23 protein-coding genes and 1 riboswitch are annotated in these 22,807 nt (G+C 60.7%); of the genes, 14 read left to right on the top strand and 9 right to left on the bottom strand.

Annotated elements, in window-relative coordinates; translation table 11 throughout:
- Positions 1–107: 107 nt before the first annotated feature.
- Positions 108–1,052 carry a carbohydrate ABC transporter permease gene (locus tag CXQ93_RS13165; RefSeq protein WP_104110883.1) on the top strand — a complete coding sequence of 315 codons (945 nt, stop codon included), beginning with the start codon at positions 108–110 and terminating at the stop codon, positions 1,050–1,052.
- 79 nt (positions 1,053–1,131) lie between these two features.
- Complete coding sequence (locus CXQ93_RS13160; RefSeq protein ID WP_374953410.1) at positions 1,132–1,983, top strand: carbohydrate ABC transporter permease; 852 nt, start codon at positions 1,132–1,134, stop codon at positions 1,981–1,983.
- Between the two features lie 98 nt (positions 1,984–2,081).
- On the opposite strand, the gene CXQ93_RS13155 is transcribed toward CXQ93_RS13160, so the two are convergent.
- Positions 2,082–3,179 carry a LacI family DNA-binding transcriptional regulator gene (locus CXQ93_RS13155; protein WP_181036153.1) on the bottom strand — a complete coding sequence of 366 codons (1,098 nt, stop codon included), beginning with the start codon at positions 3,177–3,179 and terminating at the stop codon, positions 2,082–2,084.
- 229 nt (positions 3,180–3,408) lie between these two features.
- On the opposite strand from CXQ93_RS13155, the gene CXQ93_RS13150 reads away from it, so the two are divergent.
- The 4 genes from CXQ93_RS13150 (at position 3,409) to CXQ93_RS13135 (ending at position 6,342) form a co-directional block, all read left to right on the top strand.
- Positions 3,409–4,419 carry an acetylxylan esterase gene (locus tag CXQ93_RS13150; RefSeq protein WP_104110880.1) on the top strand — a complete coding sequence of 337 codons (1,011 nt, stop codon included), beginning with the start codon at positions 3,409–3,411 and terminating at the stop codon, positions 4,417–4,419.
- Between the two features lie 200 nt (positions 4,420–4,619).
- Complete coding sequence (locus CXQ93_RS13145; RefSeq protein ID WP_104110879.1) at positions 4,620–5,759, top strand: 3-deoxy-7-phosphoheptulonate synthase; 1,140 nt, start codon at positions 4,620–4,622, stop codon at positions 5,757–5,759.
- A 133-nt stretch (positions 5,760–5,892) separates the two neighbouring features.
- Positions 5,893–6,129 carry a helix-turn-helix domain-containing protein gene (locus tag CXQ93_RS13140; RefSeq protein WP_104110878.1) on the top strand — a complete coding sequence of 79 codons (237 nt, stop codon included), beginning with the start codon at positions 5,893–5,895 and terminating at the stop codon, positions 6,127–6,129.
- Between the two features lie 114 nt (positions 6,130–6,243).
- Positions 6,244–6,342: a 30S ribosomal protein bS22 gene (locus tag CXQ93_RS13135; RefSeq protein ID WP_074712200.1), complete on the top strand. Its 99-nt coding sequence runs from the start codon at positions 6,244–6,246 to the stop codon at positions 6,340–6,342.
- A 97-nt stretch (positions 6,343–6,439) separates the two neighbouring features.
- On the opposite strand, the gene CXQ93_RS13130 is transcribed toward CXQ93_RS13135, so the two are convergent.
- Complete coding sequence (locus tag CXQ93_RS13130; RefSeq protein WP_104110877.1) at positions 6,440–7,252, bottom strand: HAD family phosphatase; 813 nt, start codon at positions 7,250–7,252, stop codon at positions 6,440–6,442.
- Between the two features lie 224 nt (positions 7,253–7,476).
- On the opposite strand from CXQ93_RS13130, the gene CXQ93_RS13125 reads away from it, so the two are divergent.
- Both CXQ93_RS13125 and CXQ93_RS13120 read left to right on the top strand, forming a co-directional pair.
- On the top strand, positions 7,477–7,776 hold the full coding sequence (locus tag CXQ93_RS13125; protein ID WP_104110876.1) for a glutaredoxin family protein: 300 nt from the start codon (positions 7,477–7,479) through the stop codon (positions 7,774–7,776).
- Positions 7,777–8,022: 246 nt separating this feature from the next.
- Positions 8,023–8,721, top strand: coding sequence for a redox-sensing transcriptional repressor Rex (locus CXQ93_RS13120; RefSeq protein WP_258068994.1), 699 nt, complete (start codon positions 8,023–8,025; stop codon positions 8,719–8,721).
- Between the two features lie 21 nt (positions 8,722–8,742).
- On the opposite strand, the gene CXQ93_RS13115 is transcribed toward CXQ93_RS13120, so the two are convergent.
- The 3 genes from CXQ93_RS13115 to CXQ93_RS13105 form a co-directional block, all read right to left on the bottom strand.
- Positions 8,743–9,465: a hypothetical protein gene (locus CXQ93_RS13115; RefSeq protein WP_104110874.1), complete on the bottom strand. Its 723-nt coding sequence runs from the start codon at positions 9,463–9,465 to the stop codon at positions 8,743–8,745.
- A 256-nt stretch (positions 9,466–9,721) separates the two neighbouring features.
- The gene (locus CXQ93_RS13110) at positions 9,722–10,519 is read right to left on the bottom strand and encodes a hypothetical protein (protein WP_104110873.1); all 798 of its coding nucleotides are present in this window, start codon (positions 10,517–10,519) and stop codon (positions 9,722–9,724) included.
- Positions 10,520–10,649: 130 nt separating this feature from the next.
- On the bottom strand, positions 10,650–11,207 hold the full coding sequence (locus tag CXQ93_RS13105) for a YceI family protein (protein WP_104110872.1): 558 nt from the start codon (positions 11,205–11,207) through the stop codon (positions 10,650–10,652).
- Positions 11,208–11,371: 164 nt separating this feature from the next.
- Here CXQ93_RS13105 and CXQ93_RS13100 point away from each other — a divergent pair, with 164 nt between their 5' ends.
- From CXQ93_RS13100 to ccsB, 5 genes are all read left to right on the top strand, one after another.
- Positions 11,372–12,034, top strand: a complete 663-nt coding sequence (locus tag CXQ93_RS13100) for a histidine phosphatase family protein (RefSeq protein ID WP_104110871.1) — start codon at positions 11,372–11,374, stop codon at positions 12,032–12,034.
- A gap of 109 nt (positions 12,035–12,143) precedes the next feature.
- A complete protein-coding gene (locus CXQ93_RS13095) occupies positions 12,144–12,731 on the top strand; it encodes a TlpA disulfide reductase family protein (RefSeq protein WP_104110870.1) in 588 nt (195 codons plus the stop codon).
- Positions 12,732–12,745: 14 nt separating this feature from the next.
- Positions 12,746–13,501, top strand: coding sequence for a cytochrome c biogenesis CcdA family protein (locus CXQ93_RS13090; protein WP_104110869.1), 756 nt, complete (start codon positions 12,746–12,748; stop codon positions 13,499–13,501).
- Positions 13,501–15,210 carry a cytochrome c biogenesis protein ResB gene (locus CXQ93_RS13085; RefSeq protein WP_104110868.1) on the top strand — a complete coding sequence of 570 codons (1,710 nt, stop codon included), beginning with the start codon at positions 13,501–13,503 and terminating at the stop codon, positions 15,208–15,210. Before CXQ93_RS13090 ends, CXQ93_RS13085 begins: the two co-directional genes overlap by 1 nt.
- Positions 15,210–16,286, top strand: a complete 1,077-nt coding sequence (gene ccsB, locus CXQ93_RS13080; RefSeq protein WP_104110867.1) for a c-type cytochrome biogenesis protein CcsB — start codon at positions 15,210–15,212, stop codon at positions 16,284–16,286. The genes CXQ93_RS13085 and ccsB overlap by 1 nt, the downstream gene beginning before the upstream one ends.
- Positions 16,287–16,382: 96 nt before the next feature.
- On the opposite strand, the gene CXQ93_RS13075 is transcribed toward ccsB, so the two are convergent.
- Positions 16,383–17,801: an NAD(P)-binding domain-containing protein gene (locus CXQ93_RS13075; protein WP_104110866.1), complete on the bottom strand. Its 1,419-nt coding sequence runs from the start codon at positions 17,799–17,801 to the stop codon at positions 16,383–16,385.
- A 532-nt stretch (positions 17,802–18,333) separates the two neighbouring features.
- Positions 18,334–19,971: an ABC-F family ATP-binding cassette domain-containing protein gene (locus CXQ93_RS13070; RefSeq protein ID WP_104110865.1), complete on the bottom strand. Its 1,638-nt coding sequence runs from the start codon at positions 19,969–19,971 to the stop codon at positions 18,334–18,336.
- A gap of 199 nt (positions 19,972–20,170) precedes the next feature.
- Positions 20,171–20,290: riboswitch (SAM riboswitch) on the top strand.
- Positions 20,291–20,327: 37 nt separating this feature from the next.
- On the opposite strand from CXQ93_RS13070, the gene CXQ93_RS13065 reads away from it, so the two are divergent.
- A complete protein-coding gene (locus CXQ93_RS13065) occupies positions 20,328–20,891 on the top strand; it encodes an OsmC family protein (RefSeq protein ID WP_104110864.1) in 564 nt (187 codons plus the stop codon).
- Between the two features lie 144 nt (positions 20,892–21,035).
- Here CXQ93_RS13065 and CXQ93_RS13060 read toward each other — a convergent pair whose 3' ends face one another.
- Complete coding sequence (locus CXQ93_RS13060; protein ID WP_104110863.1) at positions 21,036–21,713, bottom strand: NADPH-dependent F420 reductase; 678 nt, start codon at positions 21,711–21,713, stop codon at positions 21,036–21,038.
- A complete protein-coding gene (locus CXQ93_RS13055; RefSeq protein WP_104110862.1) occupies positions 21,710–22,768 on the bottom strand; it encodes an LLM class flavin-dependent oxidoreductase in 1,059 nt (352 codons plus the stop codon). Before CXQ93_RS13055 ends, CXQ93_RS13060 begins: the two co-directional genes overlap by 4 nt.
- Between the last annotated feature and the right edge of the window lie 39 nt (positions 22,769–22,807).

The raw sequence follows: 22,807 nt of genomic DNA, 5'->3' as shown, positions 1-22,807 counted from the left end.
CCGCCCCCGCAACCATAGGAGGTTCGCATGTTGGTTCATGACCACGGCATCGGCGCCGGCGTTGAACACATGTCAGACGCCGGGACAACGCCAAAGGAGGTTCGGGCATGAGCGCATTGGGCGAACTTTCCAAGATGAAACGCCGCACCACCCCGAAGACTGCCGCTGAGAAGAAAGATGAGGGCCGCGACAATAAGGCGGCCTACATATTCTTGCTGCCGTGGCTGATCGGGCTGCTATTCATTACTGTGGGGCCGATGTTGGCTTCCCTCTACCTGTCCTTCACTGACTACAACTTGTTGCAGTCGCCGAACTGGATAGGGTTGGAAAACTTCACCCGGATGCTTGGCGATACACGGTTGCATAACTCCCTGGGGGTGACATTCACCTATGTTTTGGTGGGTGTGCCGATCCAGTTGGCTGTGGCGCTGTTGATTGCGCTGGTCCTGGACAAGGGCATCCGGGGACTGCCGTTCTACCGGTCAGTGTTCTACCTGCCGTCCCTCTTGGGCGGTTCCGTGGCCATTGCCATTTTGTGGAAGCAGATTTTCGGCACCACGGGGCTGGTCAACCAAGTCCTTGCCATGGTTGGCATTCAGGGGCCGGGCTGGATCTCGGACCCGAGCACGGCCCTGGGTTCCATCATCTTGCTGCACGTGTGGACGTTTGGTGCGCCGATGATCATCTTCCTGGCCGGCCTGCGCCAGATCCCCGTCATGTACTACGAGGCAGCCAATGTTGATGGTGCCTCCGCGTGGCAGAAATTCATCAAGATCACCATCCCGCTGTTGAGCCCCATCATCTTCTTCAACCTGGTGCTGCAAATCATCGGTGCGTTCCAGTCCTTCACCCAGGCGTTCATCGTCTCGGGCGGCAGCGGCGGTCCCTCCGACTCGACCATGTTCTTCACCCTGTACCTGTACCAAAAGGGCTTCGGCCAGTTCGACATGGGTTATGCCTCCGCCATGGCATGGGTGTTGCTGGTCATCATCGGCGTCTTCACCGCCATCAACTTCGTCGCGTCTAAGTATTGGGTGTTTTACGATGACTAACCTGAAATCCGTCTCCCGGTCCGCCGTAAAAGCCACGCCGCCGGATGCGCCGCGCAAGAAGAGTACGAAGCGTGAATCCATGGGCTCCCTGGCGTTTAGCCGCAGGGCCCGCGGCCGGGCACTCTTCAAGCACCTGATCCTTATTGTCAGTGGCGCTGTCATGATATATCCGCTGTTGTGGATGGTGGTTTCCTCCGTACGCCCGGACGAACTGATCTTCAAGGATCCCGGACTGTGGCTCAACGGGCTGGACATGAGCAACTACAGCAGCGGCTGGTCCGCGCTGACGCATCCGTTCGGGCACTACATGCTCAACTCGGCGATCGTGGTGATCGGTTCAATCTTGGGCAACCTGATTTCCTGCTCGATGGCTGCCTACGCCTTTGCCCGGCTGAAATTCACCGCCAGCAAGCTGTTCTTCGGCATCATGCTGCTGACCATCATGCTGCCCTTCCACGTGGTCATCGTCCCGCAGTACGTGCTGTTCTCCCAGATCGGCTGGGTCAACACATTCTGGCCGTTGATCGTGCCGAAGCTGCTGGCCACCGACGCGTTCTTCGTGTTCCTGATGGTGCAGTTCATTCGCGGCATCCCCAAGGACCTGGACGAGGCGGCCCGCATCGATGGTGCCGGCCACCCGCGCATCTTCTTGCGCGTAATCCTGCCGCTCATGGTTCCGGCCCTGGCAACGACCACGATCTTCACGTTCATCTGGACCTGGAACGACTTCTTCGGCGCACTGATCTACCTGACGGATCCGGACATGTTCACAGTCCCAGTCGCCCTGCGTGCCTTCGTTGACTCGCAGGCAGGCACCAGCTGGGGCTCGCTGTTCGCGATGTCAATCGTCTCCCTGCTCCCGGTGTTCCTGATCTTCCTGTTCGGCCAGCGTTTCCTCATCAAGGGCATCGCCACCACCGGCATCAAGTAATTTCAGCAGATTCTTGGCACGCTGGTTCTCGGCACAAAGGGGCCGGGGTGGTTGCGGATGGTTCACCATCCGCAACCACCCCGGCCCCTTTGTGTTCGTTACTTGGGCGGTGCCTGCGTGCCCGTGGTGGGGGACGCCCTCGCAGGTGCGCACGACTCACGGAACACCAGTTCCATCTTGGGCGCCAGTAGCAGCTCCGGCTGTGGCTCCTCGCCTCGGATAAGTGCGATTAGTCGAGACATTCCCGCTGCGCCCTGGGCTGCCAGATCCATGCGGACGGTGGAGAGCGAAGGGACAAAATACCTGGCCTCCGCCATGTCGTCCCAGCCGAAGACACTCATGGCCCCGGGGACGTCAATTCCGTTTTCATGCAGTGCCCTCATCAAACCCATTGCCATCTGGTCATTGGCCACGACAACAGCGCTCACGTCAGCATAAGAGAGGACCTGCGTGGCGGCGCGGTAGCCTGATTCGGCGCTCCAATCCCCTCGCGCCATCCCGTGCGATCTCACGCCAAGATCCGCTATTGCCTTTTCGTAGGCAATCATTCTATTGCTTGCTGAGCTCCACTCCGCGGGTCCGGCCACATGGAAAAAATCTCGATGTCCCAAGTCATGCAAGTACTTCACAATCTGCAAGATTGCGGTGCCGTCGGCGAAGCTTCCGCTGGCGCGCATTTTGCCGTCATAAGAACCGGACACCACGATCGGCACGCGTCCGGTAATCGCCGCATCCGCGGTAATTTCGGCGGGCAGGGGAAAGAATGACAAGACCCCGGCCAGGTCATCCCCGGCCAACATTGTTTCCATCCTTGCCATGCGTTCTTCGGCTGTGCCCTCCAACGCCATCAAGTCCACCCGATAGCCCGCGAGCTGGGCGGTTTCGGCAGCCCGGCTGAGGACGTTGATGGGAAAGTACTGTGAAACATCCGGAGCCATGACGACCACCCGGTATTTGCGCTGGGACCGCAGTGCACGTGCTGCAAGATTTGGTGAGTAATGCAGTGCCGCCATGGCCTGTTTGATCTTCTCCACGGAGGCGGCGCGGATGGCGGTGTCCTGGTTCAGGAACCTGGAGACTGTCTGATGTGAAACTCCAGCCAGTGCGGCGACCTCACGGATTGTTGCCGGCTTGGTCCCTGCGGGCCTTGAGCGTGCGGGGGATGCCTCTGAAGCAATGTCGTCATGATCCTGCACGGCTGGCCTCTCAACAATAAGCTTAGGTTCCGGGTCTCGAATCGAGCGGCGGGCCTGCATTATGGCAGGCAGCCTTCTTCCCTAGATTACTGCCGTTGTGGGCCCAAGTGTGTCCGCTGCCTGCCACCGGCGGGTGTGTCGCGCTACCGTGTGGCCAGCAGGTCTTAGGATGTCCCCAGTAGATATTTTGCCGGGTGTCCACCGGCCCCAGACTGAACGGAATCTGACCTTGCCGCTTTTCGACCTGCCCCCGGAGAAACTGCGCAGCTACGCAGCAGTACTTGACGAGCCCCTGGACTTTGACGTCTTCTGGGATGCCACGATCGCCGAAGCCCGCGAATTCCCGCTGGACGTCAGCTTCACGCCTGTCGAGAACTTGCTCCCCGTCATTGACAGCTTCGACGTGTCCTTCAACGGCTTCGGCGGGGCCCCCATCAAGGGCTGGTTGCACCTGCCGGCAAACCGCACACCGGACCAACGGCTGCCGGTGGTCGTCCAATACATCGGCTATTCCGGCGGCCGCGGACTGGTCCAGCAGGACACCGCCTGGGCGCAGGCCGGCTACGCCCACTTCATCATGGACACGCGCGGCCAGGGCTACGGCGGGCTCCTCGGTGACACCGCAGACCCGCACGCCTCCGCCGGTGAGGTGGCCCAGCCAGGCTTCATGACACGCGGCATCACCAGCCGCGAGGACTACTACTACCGCCGCGCGTACGTTGACGCTTTCCGCGCCATCGAGGCCGCCCAGGCCTCCACCGAGGTCGACGAAAACAAGGTCATCCTGACAGGCATCAGCCAGGGAGGCGGCCTGACCATCGCCGCTGCGGGGCTCGCCGCCGGCAGGATCGACGGCGTCATCGCCGTCATGCCCGACGTCCCCTTCCTGCAGGACTTCCCCCGCTCCATCGACATCGCCGCGCGCGGGCCCTACCCGGAAATTGCCGCCTTCCTCAAACGCCACCGCCACGACTACGAGCCCATCCTTGAGGTGCTCAATTATTACGACGGCGTCCACCTCGCCCGCCGCTGCACCGCCCCGGCACTGTATTCAGCGGCCGGGCAGGACGATGTCTGCCCACCTTCAACCGTCTACGGCTCCTTCAACGCCTACGGCGCCACAGCGGCAGAGGCACCAACCAAGGAGATGGAGTATTACCGCTTTAACAATCACGAAGGCGGCCAGGAGCACCAGTGGCTGCGGCAGCTTCATTACGTGGCCAATTTGCTGAGCGAATAAATTTGGGGTTATGGTGTTGGCATGACAAACCGTTGGTATGCGTATTTTTCGTTGGCTCTGGAGGAGCCCGCGTCTAACTGACACGCATCCAACCTTCAGAGCCAACAGGACAGAGAGCATTTTTCTCTGTCCTTCGCCATTTCCGGCGGGTTTCTGAAAAGGGGCTCGCTGACAGCCCGATTCAAAGGAAAATTCTTCCCATGAGCATCTTCGCAGTCACCGAGCCCATCCGTACCAACACCACAGCCAAGTCCACAGCCAACCTACGGGTCAGCCAATTCACCGAACTGCCGTCCCCGTCCCGACTGGCAGAAAAGCTGCCGCTTGACGCACACGCCAGCAACGTCGTCGAACGTGGCCGTGACCAGGTCCGGGCCATCATGGACGGCCTCGATGACCGCTTGCTGGTGGTGGTGGGGCCGTGCTCCATCCATGACACCAAGGCTGGTTTGGAATACGCCCGCCGCCTGGCGCAGACGGCCAAGGAGCACGAGGAAGACCTGCTGATCGTGATGCGTGCGTACTTCGAAAAGCCGCGGACAACCGTGGGCTGGAAGGGCCTGATCAACGATCCGGCCCTGGACGGCAGCCACGATGTAGCCACGGGTCTGGAAATGGCGCGCGACTTCCTGCTGCAGGTGGCGGCCCTGGGCCTGCCCACGGGCACCGAATTCCTGGAACCGATCAGCCCGCAGTACACGGCCGAGCTGATCTCTTGGGGTGCCATTGGGGCGCGCACCACTGAAAGCCAGATTCACCGCCAGCTCACTTCGGGGCTGTCCATGCCGGTTGGCTTCAAGAACGGCACCGACGGCGATCTGCAGGTTTCCCTCGATGCCTGCAACGCGGCCAGCGCGGCACAGACTTTTCTTGGCATTGACGGTGAAGGCCGCGCCTCACTGGTCAGCACGGCCGGCAACCAGGACACCCATGTGATCTTGCGCGGCGGTCGCAAGGGGCCAAACTACAAGGCTGCCGATGTGGCGCAGGCTTCCGCCGAGGCCGCCGCCCAGGGCGTTAATCCGCGCCTCATTGTGGACGCCAGCCATGCCAATTCGGGCAAAAGTCACCACCGTCAAGCCGAGGTGGCCCTGGAAATTGGTGCCCAGCTCGAATCCGAGGATGCCTCGGCGCACACCATTGCCGGTGTCATGTTGGAAAGTTTCTTAGTGGGCGGGGCACAGCGCCTGGACGTGGACGAGGTTGCCGCGGGCACGGCTGAGCTGGTGTACGGCCAGAGCGTCACGGATGCCTGCATGGACTGGGAGGTCACTGCGGAGGTGTTGGCCAAGTTGGCCGACGCCTCACGCTCGCGCCGCAATAATGTAGCCTCCGCCTGAGCCTGATACGGGCGTCATACGGCGGCAATGACTACCCCGAAACCGTCTTCTGCCCCTAGAGTTAGGGCTTAAGGCAGAAGGTGTCCGCCACCAGCAGACGCCATTGTGATGGAAAGTGAATACTGAGGCAACCATGATGCAGGAGCAAAATTTCTCCGATGTGAACTTCTTGACGGTTCAAGAAGTTGCCGAGCTCATGCGCGTTTCGAAGATGACCGTCTACCGGATGGTGCACGCCGGCGAGCTGCCCGCAGTGCGTTTCGGAAGGTCATATCGGGTCCCCGCAAACGCCGTCGAGAGTTTCCTGCGGTCCGCCGTGGTTGATCGCACAAAGACGCAAGGACCTCCCAGTTCGGCGCATGCAGGGTAAAGGCGGTACCCTAGGAAAGATCCATTTTCGGCTTTGACCGATTCCTGAGATCGGTCGACCTAATCGTTTACGGCCTCAACCGAGGCTGTTCTATGCAGTTTGTGAGGAACTTTCATGGGTTCAGTAGTTAAGAAGCGCCGCAAGCGGATGTCCAAGAAGAAGCACCGCAAGCAGCTTCGCAAGACGCGTCACCAGCGTCGCAATAAGAAGTAAAGCTTCGTTCTTCGCAAAAAGCACCCGTTCACCTTTTGGTGGCCGGGTGCTTTTTTCATGCACGACGGCGGCACCCAGGTGGCCGCTCAGCGCTGAGTTAGCGCTTGCGGACCATGGAGACGCCCTTCCAGAGCCCGTAGACTCCTCCGGCGACCGTGGCCGCCTTGAGCCCTAGCGTGGCCGCACGCCGTCCTGAGCGGTAGTCGTAGATGGGCCAGTTGTTGTCCCGGGCATGCTTGCGCAGCTTCGCATCCGGATTGATGGCTATGGGATTGCCCACGGCGGTCAGCAGGGGGATGTCGTTGTAGGAATCGCTGTACGCCCAGCAACGGGACAGATCCAGGCCCTCGGTGAGCGCCAGGGCTTCAATGGCGCGCCCCTTGGCGGCCCCATGCAGGATCTCGCCCACAAGATGGCCCGTGTAGATGCCGTCCTCGCTCTCGGCGACGGTGCCCAAGGCCCCCGTCAGATGCAGCCGGGAGGCAATGACTGCGGCAACTTCTACCGGGGTGGCGGTGACCAGCCACACCTGGCGGCCTGACTTGAGGTGCTCCTGAGTAAGTGCTTTGGTGCCGGGCCAGATCTTGGAGACGATCATCTCGTCATAGACCTCTTCGCCGAGTTGGCGGATGAATTCGGTACTGATCCCGGCAGCCAGTTTTTGCGCAGAGTCCTGCACGGAGTGGACGTCATTCATGTTTTCGCCACGCAGGATGAATTTGGCCTGCTTCCAGGCGAATCCGGCAACATCGTGCAGCGTGAAGGCGCGCTTTTGGTACATCTTGCGGGCCACATGGAACAGGCTGGCACCCTTCATCAGGGTGTTGTCCACGTCAAAGAAGGCTGCCTCGCCGTGGTGTGGTGCAGCGCTCGAGGTGGCCTCGGCACTGTTGGTAGTCACGTCGAGCATGGAACGAGTCTAGTCAATGCTTCCACCCAGTGCCTGCACGCCACTGGTTGCGGCGGTTAACTGTGGGGAAACTTTCATTGGTGCGCGAAGGTAAGTTTTTCGTTGGCCTTCAGGGTCCGTCCCAGGGCCGCGGTCCTTAGTGCGTTATCTGGTTGCGCAGCTCTGCCCGGTGTGTCACGGCAGGTGGTGCCAGCTGAGTTCTTCTGTTGAGTACCGTAGTAGCTATGGAATCTGTTGCACCTGACCCTACGCAATCCCTTAGCTCTCCCAAAGTGCCGCTCTTGCAGCTGGTGACTCGATCAGGCTGTCATTTGTGCGAGAACGCCCGCGAGGTGGTGTCCACAGTGGCGGGGCAACTGCAGCTGCGGTGGACCGAGCTGCGCCTGGAAGATCACCCCGAGCTGACGGAGCTCTACGGGGAAGAAATTCCTGTGGTCTTGGTCAACGGAATCCAACGCGATTTTTGGCACATTGATCCGATTCGTCTCGGCACCATCCTCAGTAAATCCCTCACAGGGAATTAAGTGGACTCTGGCAGGGCCTCTGCCGGATGTGCCCTGGCGCTGCCTGGACGGGCTCCTGTTGCCTTGGCGCTGTCTGGACGCAGCGGGCACTCTTTTCCCTCGGCTTTCCCCCGGCAGCGGAACCCGTCCAGGACTTTTGGTGCTGGCCCCGGCACGCAATACAGTGGATGAAGGCCGACGCGGACCTTGCGGACACGTGTTCAGCAGCCAGTCGCGGCCTGAGTTTTGAGAATGTGGAGTGGTGATGTGATCCCAGCGCAGTCCGCGGAGGAACCGGCAGTTGAGCCGGCTCGACGGCTACCTCCTGCCACCGTGTCCAGGCTGACCCTGTACCTGCGCACCCTCAACGCCTTGCTGGCAGAGGGAACCGAGAGTGTTTCCTCGGAGGCGCTGGCCGAATCCGCAGGCGTGGGATCCGCCAACGTTCGCAAAGATCTTTCCTATTTGGGGTCCTATGGAACCCGCGGCGTGGGCTACGACGTGGCCAACTTGAGCCGCAAAATTGCCCAAGCGCTCGGCTTGACCCACGAATGGCGCGTTGCGATCGTCGGTGCCGGTAACTTGGGACGGGCCTTGGCCCGGTATGCCGGCTTTGAGTCGCGCGGCTTCGATGTGGTGGCTGTGCTGGATGCCGACCAAATGGTGGTGGGCACGGAAATTGGCTGGCTACGTGTCAGCGATGTTGAAAACCTTGAAAAGGTGCTTGAAACCACCCGCGCCAACATGGTTGTCCTGGCATTGCCAGCCGCCGTGGCACAAACCGTCTGCGACAGGGTGGTCTCCGCCGGCGTGCGCAGCATCTTGAGTTTCGCCCCGATTGCCCTGACGGTCTCCGACGACGTGAACTTGCGCAAAGTGGACATGGCCACGGAGCTGCAGATTCTTGCCTACCACGCGCAGCGGCAGCAGGTGCCGGGGCTGGAAGAAGACCGCCCCGGCGCCTAGGCGCTCACACCCGCAGGTTGCTCAGCGTTTGATGGAGCTCTTGGCTGCCTTGTGCGCCAGGAAAAACTCCTTGGCAGGGGAGCGGAACAAGATGATGACGGCGACTACGCCCAACCCCACCTGAAGAATGCTCAGCGGGCTCGCCTGGAGCAACGCCAGAAGCGAGACGCAGGCCAGCACCAAAGCTGTTGTCCTCGCCCAATTGGCGCCACGCCGAATTTTCGCGGCCAGCCAAAAATAAACCACCGCGAGTGCCACACTCAAAACAAATGCCATGTACACCACTGTGTTGATGAGGGCCGGATCAGCAGAGAGTTCCGTGAACGCTGGGTTGTCAGCCATGGCAGTGTTCAGGGCTTCAACCATGATCGCCTTGCCCGCAGGGACAAACATCACGAAAATCAAGGCCAGTGCAGACACGGCCTGCATGATGCCGGCAAGCTTGATCAGGCGCACGGCCAGGGATACCTGCTTCGGCGCTGCCAGCTGGTCCAAGGACGCATGTGCGGCACCAGCGGGACCGCCCGGAACACCAGACGCAGCGCCCTGAAAGCCGGGATAGGCTGCGGCCGGGGCCAACGCTGAGGGGGGAGTGTTGGCCGCCTGGGCATCTTTGACGTCCTGTGGCGGTTCCCACCCGGCCGGAGCGTACTGGCCGTACCGGGGGACGTCTGGGGCGATTTCGCCATAGCTTCCCGGGACGGGCTGGGCTGGTTCTTGCGGCTTTTCACCGGGGGTGCTCATGGCGACTGCTCTCTCACTGGGTGCCGGTGCTGTCCGGCAGAAATACCAAGTGCGGCCAAATAAATCCCAGTAGGAACAAGGGGAAGGCCGCGGCGGGTGTTACTCAAACCCTACGCGACCTACCTGTTCGTCACTACTGCGACGCCCCGGCTGCAACGTCACTACGGGCGGACGGTTACATCCGAGCGTCTACTGCCACAACCCACAACGGGCAAGCTTTGGGCTCGGGTTGGCCTCCGAGTCAAGGCATAGCCGCTCAGTACTGATTGTTTGCCGAACGTGAGTTGAACCAAGCGCTCGATTCAGGAAGCCACATCAGAACGGCGGCCACCACTGCTAGCAATCCGCCACCGCCACCGAAGAACATCATGACGATGCTCAAGATCGCTAGGACCGACAAGGCCATGCGTGCCCACTGCAAGCCCTCTTTGAGTTTCATGGCGCACGCCACAATGGCAGCAGTCAGCACAAATGAAATCAGCGCCACAACAATTCCCCTGGCCCCAGCAGCGCGAACCGCGGCACCAAACCCAAAGGGGTCATCGGCGGTACCCAAGGCGATCAGCGATGTCACCAACAACGCCAGACTGATCAGGGCCCAGATCCCAGCAGCCACCAGCCACATGATGTAGCTGATCTTCAAGAGCTGCGGCAGCCCATCCATCTTGAAAATGCCGGCGAACCCGCCCGCAGGCAGAACTTCTTTGACGGAGTGTGGCATGTCTTTGGGCATTTCAAATTTGAACTCATTGCCGGAGCGACCGCCCGATTGGTTGCTCGACTGGCCGGCGGAAGTGGGCTGGTTGGGTTGCTGGTACTGCTGATACGGCTGGTATTGCTGATCGCTGGAAGGCTGATATCCGGGTTGTTGATACGGCTGGTAGTCAGCTGGCGGCTGATAGCAAGGTGGCACGTTCACAGGCGGCGGCTGAGCCGGGCCACCTTGGTAACCCGGCCTTGTGGTAGGTGAAAGGTTGGGCTGGGAACCATGGCCGTCATCGGATGGTTGAGAGCCGGTTTGCTCGGGACCTTCGAACTCATTCGGTGTGCTCATAGCTAGAACCCTAGCTGGCCCGTAGTGCCTTGTATATAAATGACGCAGGTCGCACAAATGCCGGCCCGCCATGGTGGCGGACCGGCATTTGTGCGCCTCTACAAGAGGCCAATAATGCTGTGGGGGTACGTTATGCAGACTTCACGAATGCTACGTCCAAGGTGATGGTGACCTTGTCGGAAACCAGCACGCCGCCGGCTTCGAGGGCAGCGTTCCAGGTCAGGCCGAATTCCTTGCGGCTAATGACTGTCTTGGCTTCGAAGCCTGCGCGGGTTGCGCCGAACGGATCAACGGCAACGCCGTTGAATTCGCCCTTGAACGTCACGGTCTTGGAGATGCCGCGGATGGTCAGCTCGCCGGTGAGCTCGAAGTCCTCAGCGTCGCCGGAGACAGCCGAGGAAACGAAGGAGAGGGTGGGGAAGGTTTCGACGTCGAAGAAGTCGGCGCTCTTGACGTGACCGTCTCGGCCTTCGTCGCCTGAGCTAAAGCTAGCGGACTGGATCGTTGCGGATACGGAGGACTCGGCAAGGGTCTCGCCGAGGGTCAGGGCGCCTTCGATTTCGGTGAACTGCCCGCGGACCTTGGAGATGCCTGCGTGGCGGACAACGAAGCCAACCGTGCTGTGAGAGGCGTCGAGGTTCCAGATGCCCTGGGCAAGACCGGCTGATTCAATGGTGGTTACTGACATGTGGAACTCCTTGAAATAGTGTATGAAGCAAGAGCAGGACATCCGCTGTGGTTGGCCTTCGACAGGTATAAGCATGCGTTTGCATCTAATATTCCCGTGTTTCAAAAAAACTTTAGCAGCGGCGGATTAACCCCAAACCAACTAACTTTGAGAAACTGGGAAACATGTCCCGAGTAACTGTTCATCTTCTGCGCCACGGCGAGGTTTTTAACCCCGATGGCGTCCTCTACGGCCGGCTCCCTGAGTTCCACCTCTCCGAGCGCGGGCGCGCCATGGCAGTGATGGTTGCGGAGCACTTTGCTGCTTTGAAGAACAGCGGCGACGCCCCGGTTTATTTGGTGGCCTCTCCATTGACCCGCGCCCAAGAGACAGCGCAGCCCACGGCCGAGGCGCTGGGCCTGGAGATTGTGACTGACCCACGCATCATCGAAGCGGAGAACCACTTCGAGGGATTGGTCATGAGCAAGGCGGAGCTGCGCAAGACCAAGCACTGGCCTTACTTTGTGAACCCCTTCAAGCCCTCCTGGGGTGAGGCGTACCAAGCCCAAGCGGACCGCATGCTTGAAGCGGCACGTGATGCCCGCCGTCGTGCATTCGAGATTGGCGGCGACGGCGCACAGGCCATCATGGTCAGCCACCAGCTGCCCATCTTCTCCACGCGACGCAGCGCCGAGGGCAAACGCCTTTGGCATGACCCGCGCAACCGCGAATGCACCTTGGCGTCGCTGACGTCCATAACGTTCGACGGCGATGACATTGTGGACGTGAGCTACAGCGAGCCGGCGGCGGCACTTTTGCCCGGCGCCGCGACCACTCCGGGCGCCTAACGCACACAGCTGATCATCAGCTATTCGACGTAGCGTAGAACATAATGCCATTTCTGCGTCTGCTCAATGGCCTCCCATGAACCGAAAGACCTGCTCCGTGACTTCTTCGATGAGCCGTAGAACACTCCTTGTGGCCGGTGGTGCCGCACTGACTGCCGTGCTGGCCGCCTGCACCAGTGAGGACCCGTTGGCGAAGCAAGCCAACGCCGGCGACAACAAGAACTACATTGCCGGTGACGGCTCCGTCACCGAATACGGTGCCACTGACCGTAAGGACGCCGTGGATTTCCAGGGCACCCTGTATGACGGTACAAAGGTGGCCGCCGCGGATTTCACCGGCAAGGTCGCGGTGCTCAATTTTTGGTACGCAGCCTGTGCTCCTTGCCGCATTGAGGCACCTGACATGCAGGTGCTGCACACGGACTTCAAGGCCCAAGGTGTTGAATTCCTGGGCATCAACGTGCGCGATGACAAGGCCGCCGCCGAAGCTTTTGAGCGCAACTTTGGGCTCACGTACCCCAGCGTTGCGGACAAGGACGGCGGTGTCCTGTTGGCCATGACGAAGTATGTGCCCCCGGCTGCCGTCCCCACCACGCTGGTGTTGGATAAGAAGGGCCGCGTATCGGCTCGCATCCTCGGCGTTGCCGAGAAGGGCACCTTGAAGGCGCTCATCACCTCCGCGCTGGCGGAAAACTAGCGGCCCCTTAACCCATGAACAATCCCTTTGCCGAGGCAATCCTGAGCGGCTCCATGCTGCTGGCCATGCCGGTGGCCTTACTCGCCGGGCTGGTTTCCTTCCTTTCGCCGTGCGTGCTGCCGCTGGTCCCCGGTTACCTGGGCTATGTCAGCGGGCTGACGGGTGCGGATCTGGAAAACCAGCGCCGTGGCCGGATGTTCGCCGGAATCGGCCTGTTCGTGCTGGGGTTCTCAGTAGTTTTTGTCCTCATTGGCGCGGTATTCGGCCAGTTGGGTGCGTGGCTTATGGGGCCCGACGCCGCATGGGTCACCCAGGTGCTGGGCGTGGTGGTGATTCTCATGGGTGTAGTTTTCCTTGGTGGAATGAGCTGGTTCCAGAGCGAAGCCAAGATTCATGCGAAGCCACCGGCTGGACTGTGGGGCGCGCCGGTTTTGGGCGTAACCTTTGGATTGGGCTGGGCGCCCTGCATTGGCCCCACCTTCAGCGCCGTGCAATTACTCGCGTTCTCCGATGGCTCAAATGCCGCCAAGGGCGCGTTCTTGACGTTTATCTACTGCATGGGGTTGGGATTACCGTTCCTGCTCATTGCATTGGGTGCCCGCCGCGGCCTGGGCGCCCTCGCGTTCTTCCGCAAACATCGCCGCGGACTCCAATACTTTGGCGGCGGCATGCTGATCGCCCTCGGTATTTTGATGGTGTCCGGGTTGTGGGGTACCTGGATTAATGAGCTGCAGCTGTGGTTTGCCAATGATGTGAGATTGCCAATCTAATGAAAGAGACAGTAGTGAAAGAACCCCAGGGCAAAGCGCCCAAGGCTGAGGGCAGCGAGGTTGTCCTGCCGCAGCTTGGCTTCTTCGGGATGATCCGGTGGGCTTGGCGGCAACTGACAAGCATGCGCACCGCCTTGTTCCTGCTGTTGATGCTTGCCGTGGCGGCAGTACCTGGGTCATTGTTCCCGCAGCGTTCCTCCGCTCCATCCGAGGTCACGCAGTACCTGAAGGACAACCCTGGTTCCGGGCCCGTCATGGACTGGTTCAAGCTCTTTGACGTTTACTCCTCGCCGTGGTTTGCCGCCATTTACCTGCTGCTCTTCACCTCCTTGATTGGCTGTGTCTTCCCACGGGCAAAGATCCATTGGAAGGCTATGCGCTCGGCACCGCCCAGGACGCCCAAACGGCTCTCTAGGCTCGCCGAATACGGAACCGTCACCGTCCCCGCTGGTAGCGGTGTGGACGCTTCCGTTGCCGTTAAAGATGCCGCCGCCATTCTGAAGTCCCGTGGCTACCGGGTGGATGTGCGCGATCTGGAGACCGAGCGCCCCTCTGTGGGTGCCGAGATCGGCTTCCTGAAAGAAGTGGGCAATCTGGTCTTCCACACGGCCATGATCGGTGTGCTGGCGGCCGTGGCCTTCAGCGGACTGTTTGGCTACAGCGGCCAGCGCGTGCTGGTTGAAGGGGAAACATTCGTCAACACCCTGAGCAGCTACGACACGTTCACGCCCGGTGCCAACTTCGGCGACACCAAGCTAAGCCCCTATTCGGCCACGCTGGATAAATTGGCAGTCAAATATGACCGTTCAACTGTGGCCCACTACGGACAACCACTGGACTTCAACGCCACCGTCACCGTCAAGGACGGTGTGGACGGGAAGGCTGAAACCAGGACCTTGAAGGTCAACGATCCGCTCTCCGTTGGTGGCACCAATCTGTACCTCGTGGGCAATGGCTACGCACCCGTTGTCACCATCACCGACGGCGAAGGCAAGGTCACCTTCCAGGGCCCAGTCATCACCATCCCCACAGATGGTGCCTACACCTCGCTGGTGGTGATCAAGGCACCCGATGCCAAGCCGAAGCAGCTGGGCTTTGTGGGCTTCTTCCTCCCCACAGCCATGGTGGGTGACGACGGTGTGTCCTATGGCTCCGACCCGGACCCCATGAATCCCCAGCTGAACTTGAACGCTTACACAGGCGATCTCGGGTTGGATAACGGCGTTCCCCGCAACGTCTACACACTCGACACCTCGAAAATGACTGAGATTAACTCCCGCAACCTGGACGCTGGCGGCATCGTCTTGGCGCCGGGGCAAACCGCAAAATTGCCTGACAATAACGGTTCCATCAGCTTCGATGGCATCAAGCGTTTCGCTGCACTGGACATCCGCCACGACCCTGCTCAGGTTTACGTGCTGGTCTTTGCAGTGCTGGCTTTGCTCGGTCTCATCGGATCCTTGTTCCTGAACCGTCGCCGTGTCTGGGTCCGCACAGGGAACCATCCTGATGGGCGCACCATGGTCGAATTCGGACTCTTGGCCCGCGGCGAAGACCATCGCCTGGCTGGCGAGTATGAGGCAATTAATAAGGCCCTGCATAGCAAATGGCTGGTGCCAATGGATGATGCAGAGCAAAATGATGAGCAGACTTCACAAACAACCGCCGACTCCGCATCCGGGGCTACCCCCGCAACTAAGGATCAGTAATGCAAGAAATCAATGAGGGCTTTGCCCAACTCAGCGAACAGCTCATGCTGGTGGCCGGTATGGCGTACGCGGTAGCATTCGGCGCCTATGTCTGGGACTTGTTCACGTTCAGCAAGGCTGCCAAGAAGGGTATGGCTGCGGAGCAAACCGCTACCAATCCGGCCACTGCCCTGGCAGGAGTTGGCGCCCGGGGTGCCGCCGGACAGGGCCTTGGAGCCGGCCCTCAAGATCGCGGCGTGCGGCCCAGCAGCAAGACCCATGCGGGATCAGACGGGATCACCGCAGGTGACTCCATGCGCTACGGCAAGGAACGCCGGGTGGTGGCACGTGTGGCCGTGGCACTAACTGTTGTGGCCGCCGTCGTCCAGGGCTTTGCCGTGGTCTTCCGCGGACTGGCCGCCGGGCGTGTGCCGTGGGGCAACATGTACGAATTCTGCACAACCGGCTCCTTCATGGTTGCCGTGGTGTTCTTGCTGGTGCTCACCCGCCGTGATCTGCGCTTCTTGGGAACCTTTGTGATTGGCCTAGTGCTGATCATGATCGTTGCCGCATCGGTGTCCTTCTGGACGCCAGTGGGACACCTGGTACCGGCGTTGCAGAGTTACTGGCTGATCATTCACGTTTCCATTGCGGTGCTGTCATCGGCATTCTTCACCATCACCTTCGCCATGTCGGTGCTGCAACTGTTCCAATCCAAGCGTGAAACAGCTATTGCCGCCGGAAAGCCGGATAAGGCACCCGTGATGCGCCTGGTTCCCACGGCATTGAGCTTGGAAAACCTTTCCTACCGCATCAACGGCATTGCCTTTGTGGGCTGGACAGTGACTGTCATGTTCGGTTCCATCTGGGCCGAGAAGGCCTGGGGCCGCTTCTGGGGCTGGGACACCAAGGAAGTCTGGTCCTTTGTGATCTGGGTGGTCTATGCCGGCTATCTGCACGCTCGCGCAACCAAGGGCTGGACCGGTACTCGCGCTGCGTGGTTGTCCATTGTTGGCTACCTCTGCGTGGTCTTCAACTTCACCATTGTGAACGTCTACTTCTCCGGCTTGCACTCCTACGCCGGCGTAGGTGGCTAGCCAACACGCTTGAAGAACAAGACAACAACGCCCCGGATGCACTTTGTATCTGGGGCGTTGTTGTCTTGTTTGTAGCAGTGAGCCACAGGGTCAGTGCTACTTGCTGGAGGGCTGGTCCAAGACGGTGAGCTCGCCGGCCAGCGCAGCGAGGGCGGTGGTGTCCACATCCTGTGACGGGCCGTTGAGGTAACGTCCCAGCGAATCGTCCATGGCGTTGAGCCAACGGGTGTGGTGCCTGGTGGCCAAGGTGCCGGTGACCACGGAGCGGTGGACCATGTCGCGATACCCCAGGATGTCACTTTCCTTGTGTCCCATCCAGTCCTTGAACAGCTGCGAAACGGCGTCCAGGTCGAACGGCGGGTAGTCGGTGGCAATGATGAGTTCACGCAGGTATTCCGACTGGAAATCGGCCTCGGCATTGTGGTCCGGCAGCGCGGCCTGGCGCTCAAGCCAGAGCTGGATATCGGCTTCACGGACCTCAAGTGAGGGCAGCTCGATGGCGCCGGTCATGACGTCGCGGACGTACCAGGCCTGCGCGTCAAACATGTTGAACGTGTAGTACTGATCCTGCGCGCCGAGGTAGAACAGGTTGGTGTTTTGCTGCCACACGACGCCCTTGTACAGGTTCGAGGGGTAGAGCACGTTCTTGGACTGCAGTGACATGTCGCTGGGCAGGAACGGGTACTTGTGCTGGTACCCGGTGCACAGCACGACGGCGTCAAACTCGCCCTGGGTGCCATCGGCGAAGTGTGCGGTGCTGCCCTCGAAATGCGTGACGAGCGGGCGCTCCACGGTGTTCTCGGGCCAGTCGTAGCCCATTGGCCCAGAGCGGTAGCTGAAGGTGATGGCGGCGGCACCCATCTTGTGGGCCTGCATGCCAATGTCCTCAGCAGAATAACTGCTGCCGATGAGGAGTAGCTTCTTGCCGCTAAAGCGCTCTGCGCCGCGGAAGTCGTGAGCATGCAGGACTTCGCCCGGGAAGCTGTTGATGCCTTTGAACTCGGGGACTGCAGGGGTGGAGAAGTGGCCCGTGGAGACAACCAGCTTGTCGAAGACGTGGTCAGTGGTGGCGCCGGTGGTCAGGTCCTCGACGGTGAGGGTGAATTCCTGGGTCTGTTCGTTGTATATGGTGTGGCGTGCCACTGTGTTGAACCGGACGTACTTGCGGACGTCTGACTTCTCGGCACGGCCCTTGATGTAGTCAAAGAGGACTTCGCGGGGAGGGAAGGAGGAGATGGCTCGGCCAAAGTGCTCGTCGAAGGAGTAGTCGGTGAATTCCAAGCATTCCTTGGGGCCGTTGGACCACAGATGGCGGTACATGCTGGAGTGCACCGGCTCGCCGTGCTCATCGAGGCCCGTGCGCCAGCTGCTGTTCCACTGGCCACCCCAGTCATTCTGCTTCTCAAAGCACATGATCTCGGGGATGTTTGCGCCGTTCTGACGTGCTGATTCAAAGGCGCGCAACTGCGCCATACCGCTAGGGCCTGCGCCAATGATGCCGACTCGCAATGTCATGCTGTTCTCCTCATCACTTGGATCCACTGTGTTGTCTTGCCGTCTGAGGTGCTTGTTTGAAGACGCAGACAAAGAAACGCTTCGAATCCATGCCCTGACGCAATCCATGCCCTGAAGTCATGGCGAAATCGGACCGAGTGGTCGGTGAGTCCGCGCCAGAACAATCCAGTACCAAAACAATTTCGAGTCAGAACAAAAGGCGCACAGTGCGTGGCGGCACAGCTGACTGCGGCATAAAAATCGGACGGAGGACCGCCCGCGGTCCTGCAGAGCTTATGCGCCAGCGGCGCGGTCTGGGACCAGCATGTGGTGCAAGGCTGCACCAGATTCGGTAAGCAGTTTGCTGCAGATCCAAGAAGCAGCAAACCTGTTACCCATTGCAACATTTTAGAAATGGCAAGTCAATTTTGGAAGATTGATAAGTTTTGCTAATGAATGGCTGGATGTGGCGCGGAAGCAACGGCCAAGGACCTGTTGAATCATGCGATTCAACAGGTCCTTGAAGGGAAATCTCAGTGGTAGGAACTGGCTCCTACAGCTGCGTGAGTTGCCCTCCCGAAACAGCCCATCTGGTGTCCAAGCGCACGTTTTCAAGCAGTCGACGGTCGTGCGTGACCAGCAGAAGTGTGCCTTCGTAGCTTTCCAGAGCCTCTTCCATTTGCTCGATGGCAGGCAGGTCAAGATGGTTGGTGGGCTCATCGAGCACCAGGACATTGACGCCGCGGGCCTGCAACAATGCCAGTGAGGCTCGGGTGCGTTCGCCGGGGGAGAGGGCCCCGACCGGGCTCGTGACCTGATCGGCTTTGAGCCCAAACTTTGCCAGCAAGGTGCGAACCTCGGCCTGATTCATCTCCGGCACCAAGGACTCAAACGCGTCGCCCAGCGGCGCGTCCTCCGGGAACTGGCTGCGAGCCTGATCGATCTCACCGATGGCAACATTGGCACCCAAGGAGGCAACGCCGTCGTCCGGCGTAATACGGCCCAACAGCAGCTTCAGCAGCGTGGACTTCCCGGCGCCATTAGGGCCAGTGATGCCGATGCGCTCACCGGCGTTGACCTGCGCAGAGACCGGCCCCAGCGTGAATTCGCCCTGCCTGACCACGGCCTCGTTGAGTGTGGAAACCACAGTGCTGGAGCGCGGGGCAGCGCCAATGCTGAACTGTAGCGCCCACTCCTTGCGTGGCTCCTCCACCTCGTCCAGACGGGCGATCCGCGACTCCATCTGCCGCACCTTCTGCGCCTGCTTCTCGGAGGATTCGGAGCTTGCCTTGCGGCGGATCTTGTCATTGTCAGGGGCCTTCTTCATGGCGTTGCGCACTCCCTGCGAACTCCATTCGCGCTGCGTGCGGGCGCGTCCCACCAGGTCAGCCTTCTTGTCCGCGAACTCGTCGTAGGCCTCACGGGCATGGCGTTTGGCGATGGCGCGTTCCTCGAGGAAGGAATCGTAGCCGCCGTCGTACACGCCCACCTTGTTCTGCGCCAGATCCAGCTCAACCACGGAGGTGATGGTGCGGGCCAGAAATTCACGGTCGTGGGACACCAGCACCACGCCGCCACGCAGCCCCTTCACGAACTCTTCGAGCCGGGCCAGCCCGGCGAGATCCAGATCATTGGTGGGCTCATCCAGCAGGACGATGTCGAAGCGGCTCAACAAGAGCGCGGCCAGTGCAACGCGGGCGGCCTGCCCGCCAGAAAGCCCTGTCATGGCGGCGTCGGGGCCAACATCGAGACCGAGTTCGGCCAGGGTGGCCGGGATCCGCTCATCGAGGTCTGCGGCACCGCAGGCCAGCCAGTGATCTAGGGCAGTGGCGTAGCGGTCATCGTCAGCGGAATTCCCGGAACCAAGGGCTTCCGCTGAAGACTCCATGGCCTCGGTGGCGGCGGTTGCGCCAGTGCGACGGCCAATGTACGCGGCGATGCTCTCGCCGTCGATCCGTTCATGTTCCTGCGGCAGCCAGCCCACAAAGGCGTCCTGCGGTGCGGTGCTCACGGTGCCGCCCTGCGGGGTGGCAGCGCCTGCAAGAAGGCTTAAAAGTGTTGATTTTCCGGCTCCATTGGCGCCGACAATGCCAATGACGTCGCCGGGGGCCACCGTGAAGGAAAGGCCGGTGAACAGGGTGCGGTGGGCATGGCCGCCGGAAAGGTCCTTTGCCACAAGTGTTGCGCTCATGTATCCATCTTAAGTTGCTTCGCGTCGACGCCCGGACCTGTTTTCCGGCACCGCCCGTCCCTTTGGCCACATCGGTCCGTGAGAAAAGGTTGCTTTGATGGGGCAGAGGGACCTTTTCTCACGGATCGATGTCGTGATGTTGCCCCGTGTGACGGGACCCTTGCCCGCGGGGACTGGTGATAGGCAGACTGAGACACAGAATCAAGAGTTTCGACCATGCGGCCCTGGCCGGTCGAACGGCAACCCTCGCAACCATAGTGGGGTGCCCCAGGTGAGGATTCGACGCCTCCGGCAGCAGCCGTTGACGTAAGTATGGCGCGGTGCCTAGCACTCGCCTTCAGACGAAGGACAGCATCATGAGCGAATCAACACTTACAGCATCAACGCCTATTTCAGCAGCCAATGACGGCGCCCTCCGCTCGGCCCGCCTCAGCGAAGCCGGCCAAGCCTGGACACAGCGGATTGGCGCCAATCCGGAAAGTGCCAAGCTGACGTACAAGGTAGCTGGGGTTGGTGTGGGCTCGGTAGCCACCCGCATCAGCTCCGGAAAGCACCAGTTCACCGTGGACGAGCCGGCCGCCCTGGCCGGTGACGACACCGCGGCCAGCCCGGTCGAGTACGCGTTGGCTGCCATCATCTCCTGCCAAGTGGTGGTGTACCGGTTGTACGCCGAGCAGCTCGGCATCCAGCTGGATGACATCACCATTGACGCCGAGGGAGACCTTGATGTGCGCGGCCTGTTTGGTCTCGATGACACTGTGCGCCCGGGGTTCAGCGATATCCGTCTGGCAGTAAACATCAGTGGACCGGAAACACAGGAACGGTATGAGGAACTGGCCCGCACCGTGGAGGCTCGTTGCCCTGTCCAGGACCTTTTCAGTAACCCGACACCGTTTGGCACCGTCATCACCAAGGTGTGAGCGCTGACCCGTGAGACAAGGTCGATTACCAAAATCGATCCGTGAGTTATGGCGGCTCTGGGCACCCCTAAAGCGCCTTTTCTCACGGATCGATTGAGCGTAGCCGCCTGATCTAAAAGATCGGGCCACCGCGTGCTGAATGGCTCAGTGCGTTGGGCTGAGTTCGGCTTGCGCGGCCGCTGCGTGTGCCAGAAGTTCGCCCTGCAGCCGGGCTTCATTGTAGGAGCCGGTGAAGATGGGGGTGTCCGGCTCGAATGCCGCGCCCTGGGCGAGGGGACCGGCGTCGACCGCGTCAAAACCCAGGTGCTCCACGAAGTCCAGCACCAAAGCGCGGGTCTCGGCGTCATCCGAGGCCACGGCCAGCGCGCGGCGATCAGCGGCTCCCGCCTCACGGGCATCCAGCTCCAGCTCGTGGTAGCCAATGTGGTTCAGTGACTTGGCCAGCCGAGCCTGCGGCAGGTGAGCGAGCACCATTTCCGAGCTGGAGCGCGCCTCCGCCAGCTCTGGCATATCGCCGTTGGTGTCGCGCCAATAGTTCATGGTGTCCAGGACGTGCTTGCCAGCAAGGGCGGCCGGATCCAAGGTGCGGAATTTGTGCAGCGGCACCGAAAGTACCACCAAATCGGAGAGCTCCATGGCGTCCTGAGCGGAGACGGCGATGGCGCCGGGGGCCATGACGGAAACGATCAAGTCGATCTTTTTCGGGTCACCGGAGGCGGCAATCAAGACGCGGTAGCCGGCTTTGATTGCCTGCCGGGCAACGCCTGTGCCTACTTTTCCGGCACCGAGGATCCCAATGGTGGTGGCTGTTGGATCGCTCATGCGTTGACCTTCTTTGTGGTGGGGAGTTCTGCATCGATCAAGGGTTTGACCTCGGTGCCGAAGAGTTCGATGGACTTTAGGACGTCCTTTTGCGGCACCGAGGCGAAGTCCATTTCCAGGATGTGGCGGTCATGGCCCATGTGTTGATGCGTGAGCAGGATCTTCTCGGCGACCTGTTCCGGCGTGCCGGCGTAAATGGCGCCCGCCGGTGCGGTCTGCATGTTGTAGCTGATGCGGTTGGGTGGGGTGAAGCCGCGCTCGCGTGCAATGTCGTCCATGACTCGTCGCCAGTACGGGTAAAAAGTCTCCGTGGCATTGTCCTTGCCGACCAGTCCGACGGCGCTGACTCCCACCTTGAGTGCCGTGGCATCGTGTCCGGCTTGCTCGGCTCCTGCGCGGAAGAGCTGCGCGTGCCGGGCGAAGTTGCTGACGGCTCCGCCTAGCAGCGCGTAAATGACATTGGTTCCCAGAGCTGCGGCCCGTGCAGTTGAGCTGGGGGTGCCACCTGTGGCGATCCAGATGTCCAAATTGTTGTTGACAGGGCGAGGGTAGATGGTGGCGTCTTCCAATGCTGGCCGGAATTTGCCGCTCCACGTGATGGACTCCTCTTTTCGTCCGGATTCATTGAGCGCCAGCAGGAGGCCGATCTTCTCTTCGTAGAGTTCCTCATAATCGTTCAAGTCGGCGCCGAAGAGCGGGTAGGACTCGATGAAGGAGCCACGTCCCGCTGTCAGCTCCGCGCGGCCTCCGGAAAGCAGGTCCAGGGTGGCGAACTGCTGGTAGACGCGGACGGGGTCCTCGGTGCTCAACACCGTGACGGCGGAGCCTACTTTGATGTTCTTTGTTTGCGCGGCGGCTGCGGCAAGCATGGGGATGGGAGCGGAGATGGCGTACTCGGGACGATGATGTTCGCCCAGGCCAAAGTAGTCCAGACCTACGTCGTCGGCCAGACGAGCGCGTTCAAGGAGATCGGCCATGCGCTGCTGAGGGCTGACCTGCGCACCAGTGACGGGATCCTGATGAACGTCGCCAAAGCTGTAAACGCCTAGTTCCACGAAGTGCTCCTTATTTCTGCGGGCATCGCCAACGTGCCG

It is taken from the genome of Arthrobacter sp. N199823 (assembly GCF_002929705.1).
Lineage (GTDB): Bacteria > Actinomycetota > Actinomycetes > Actinomycetales > Micrococcaceae > Specibacter.
Note: the sequence above shows the minus strand (reverse complement) of the source record. Positions and strands in the feature narration are given on the sequence as shown.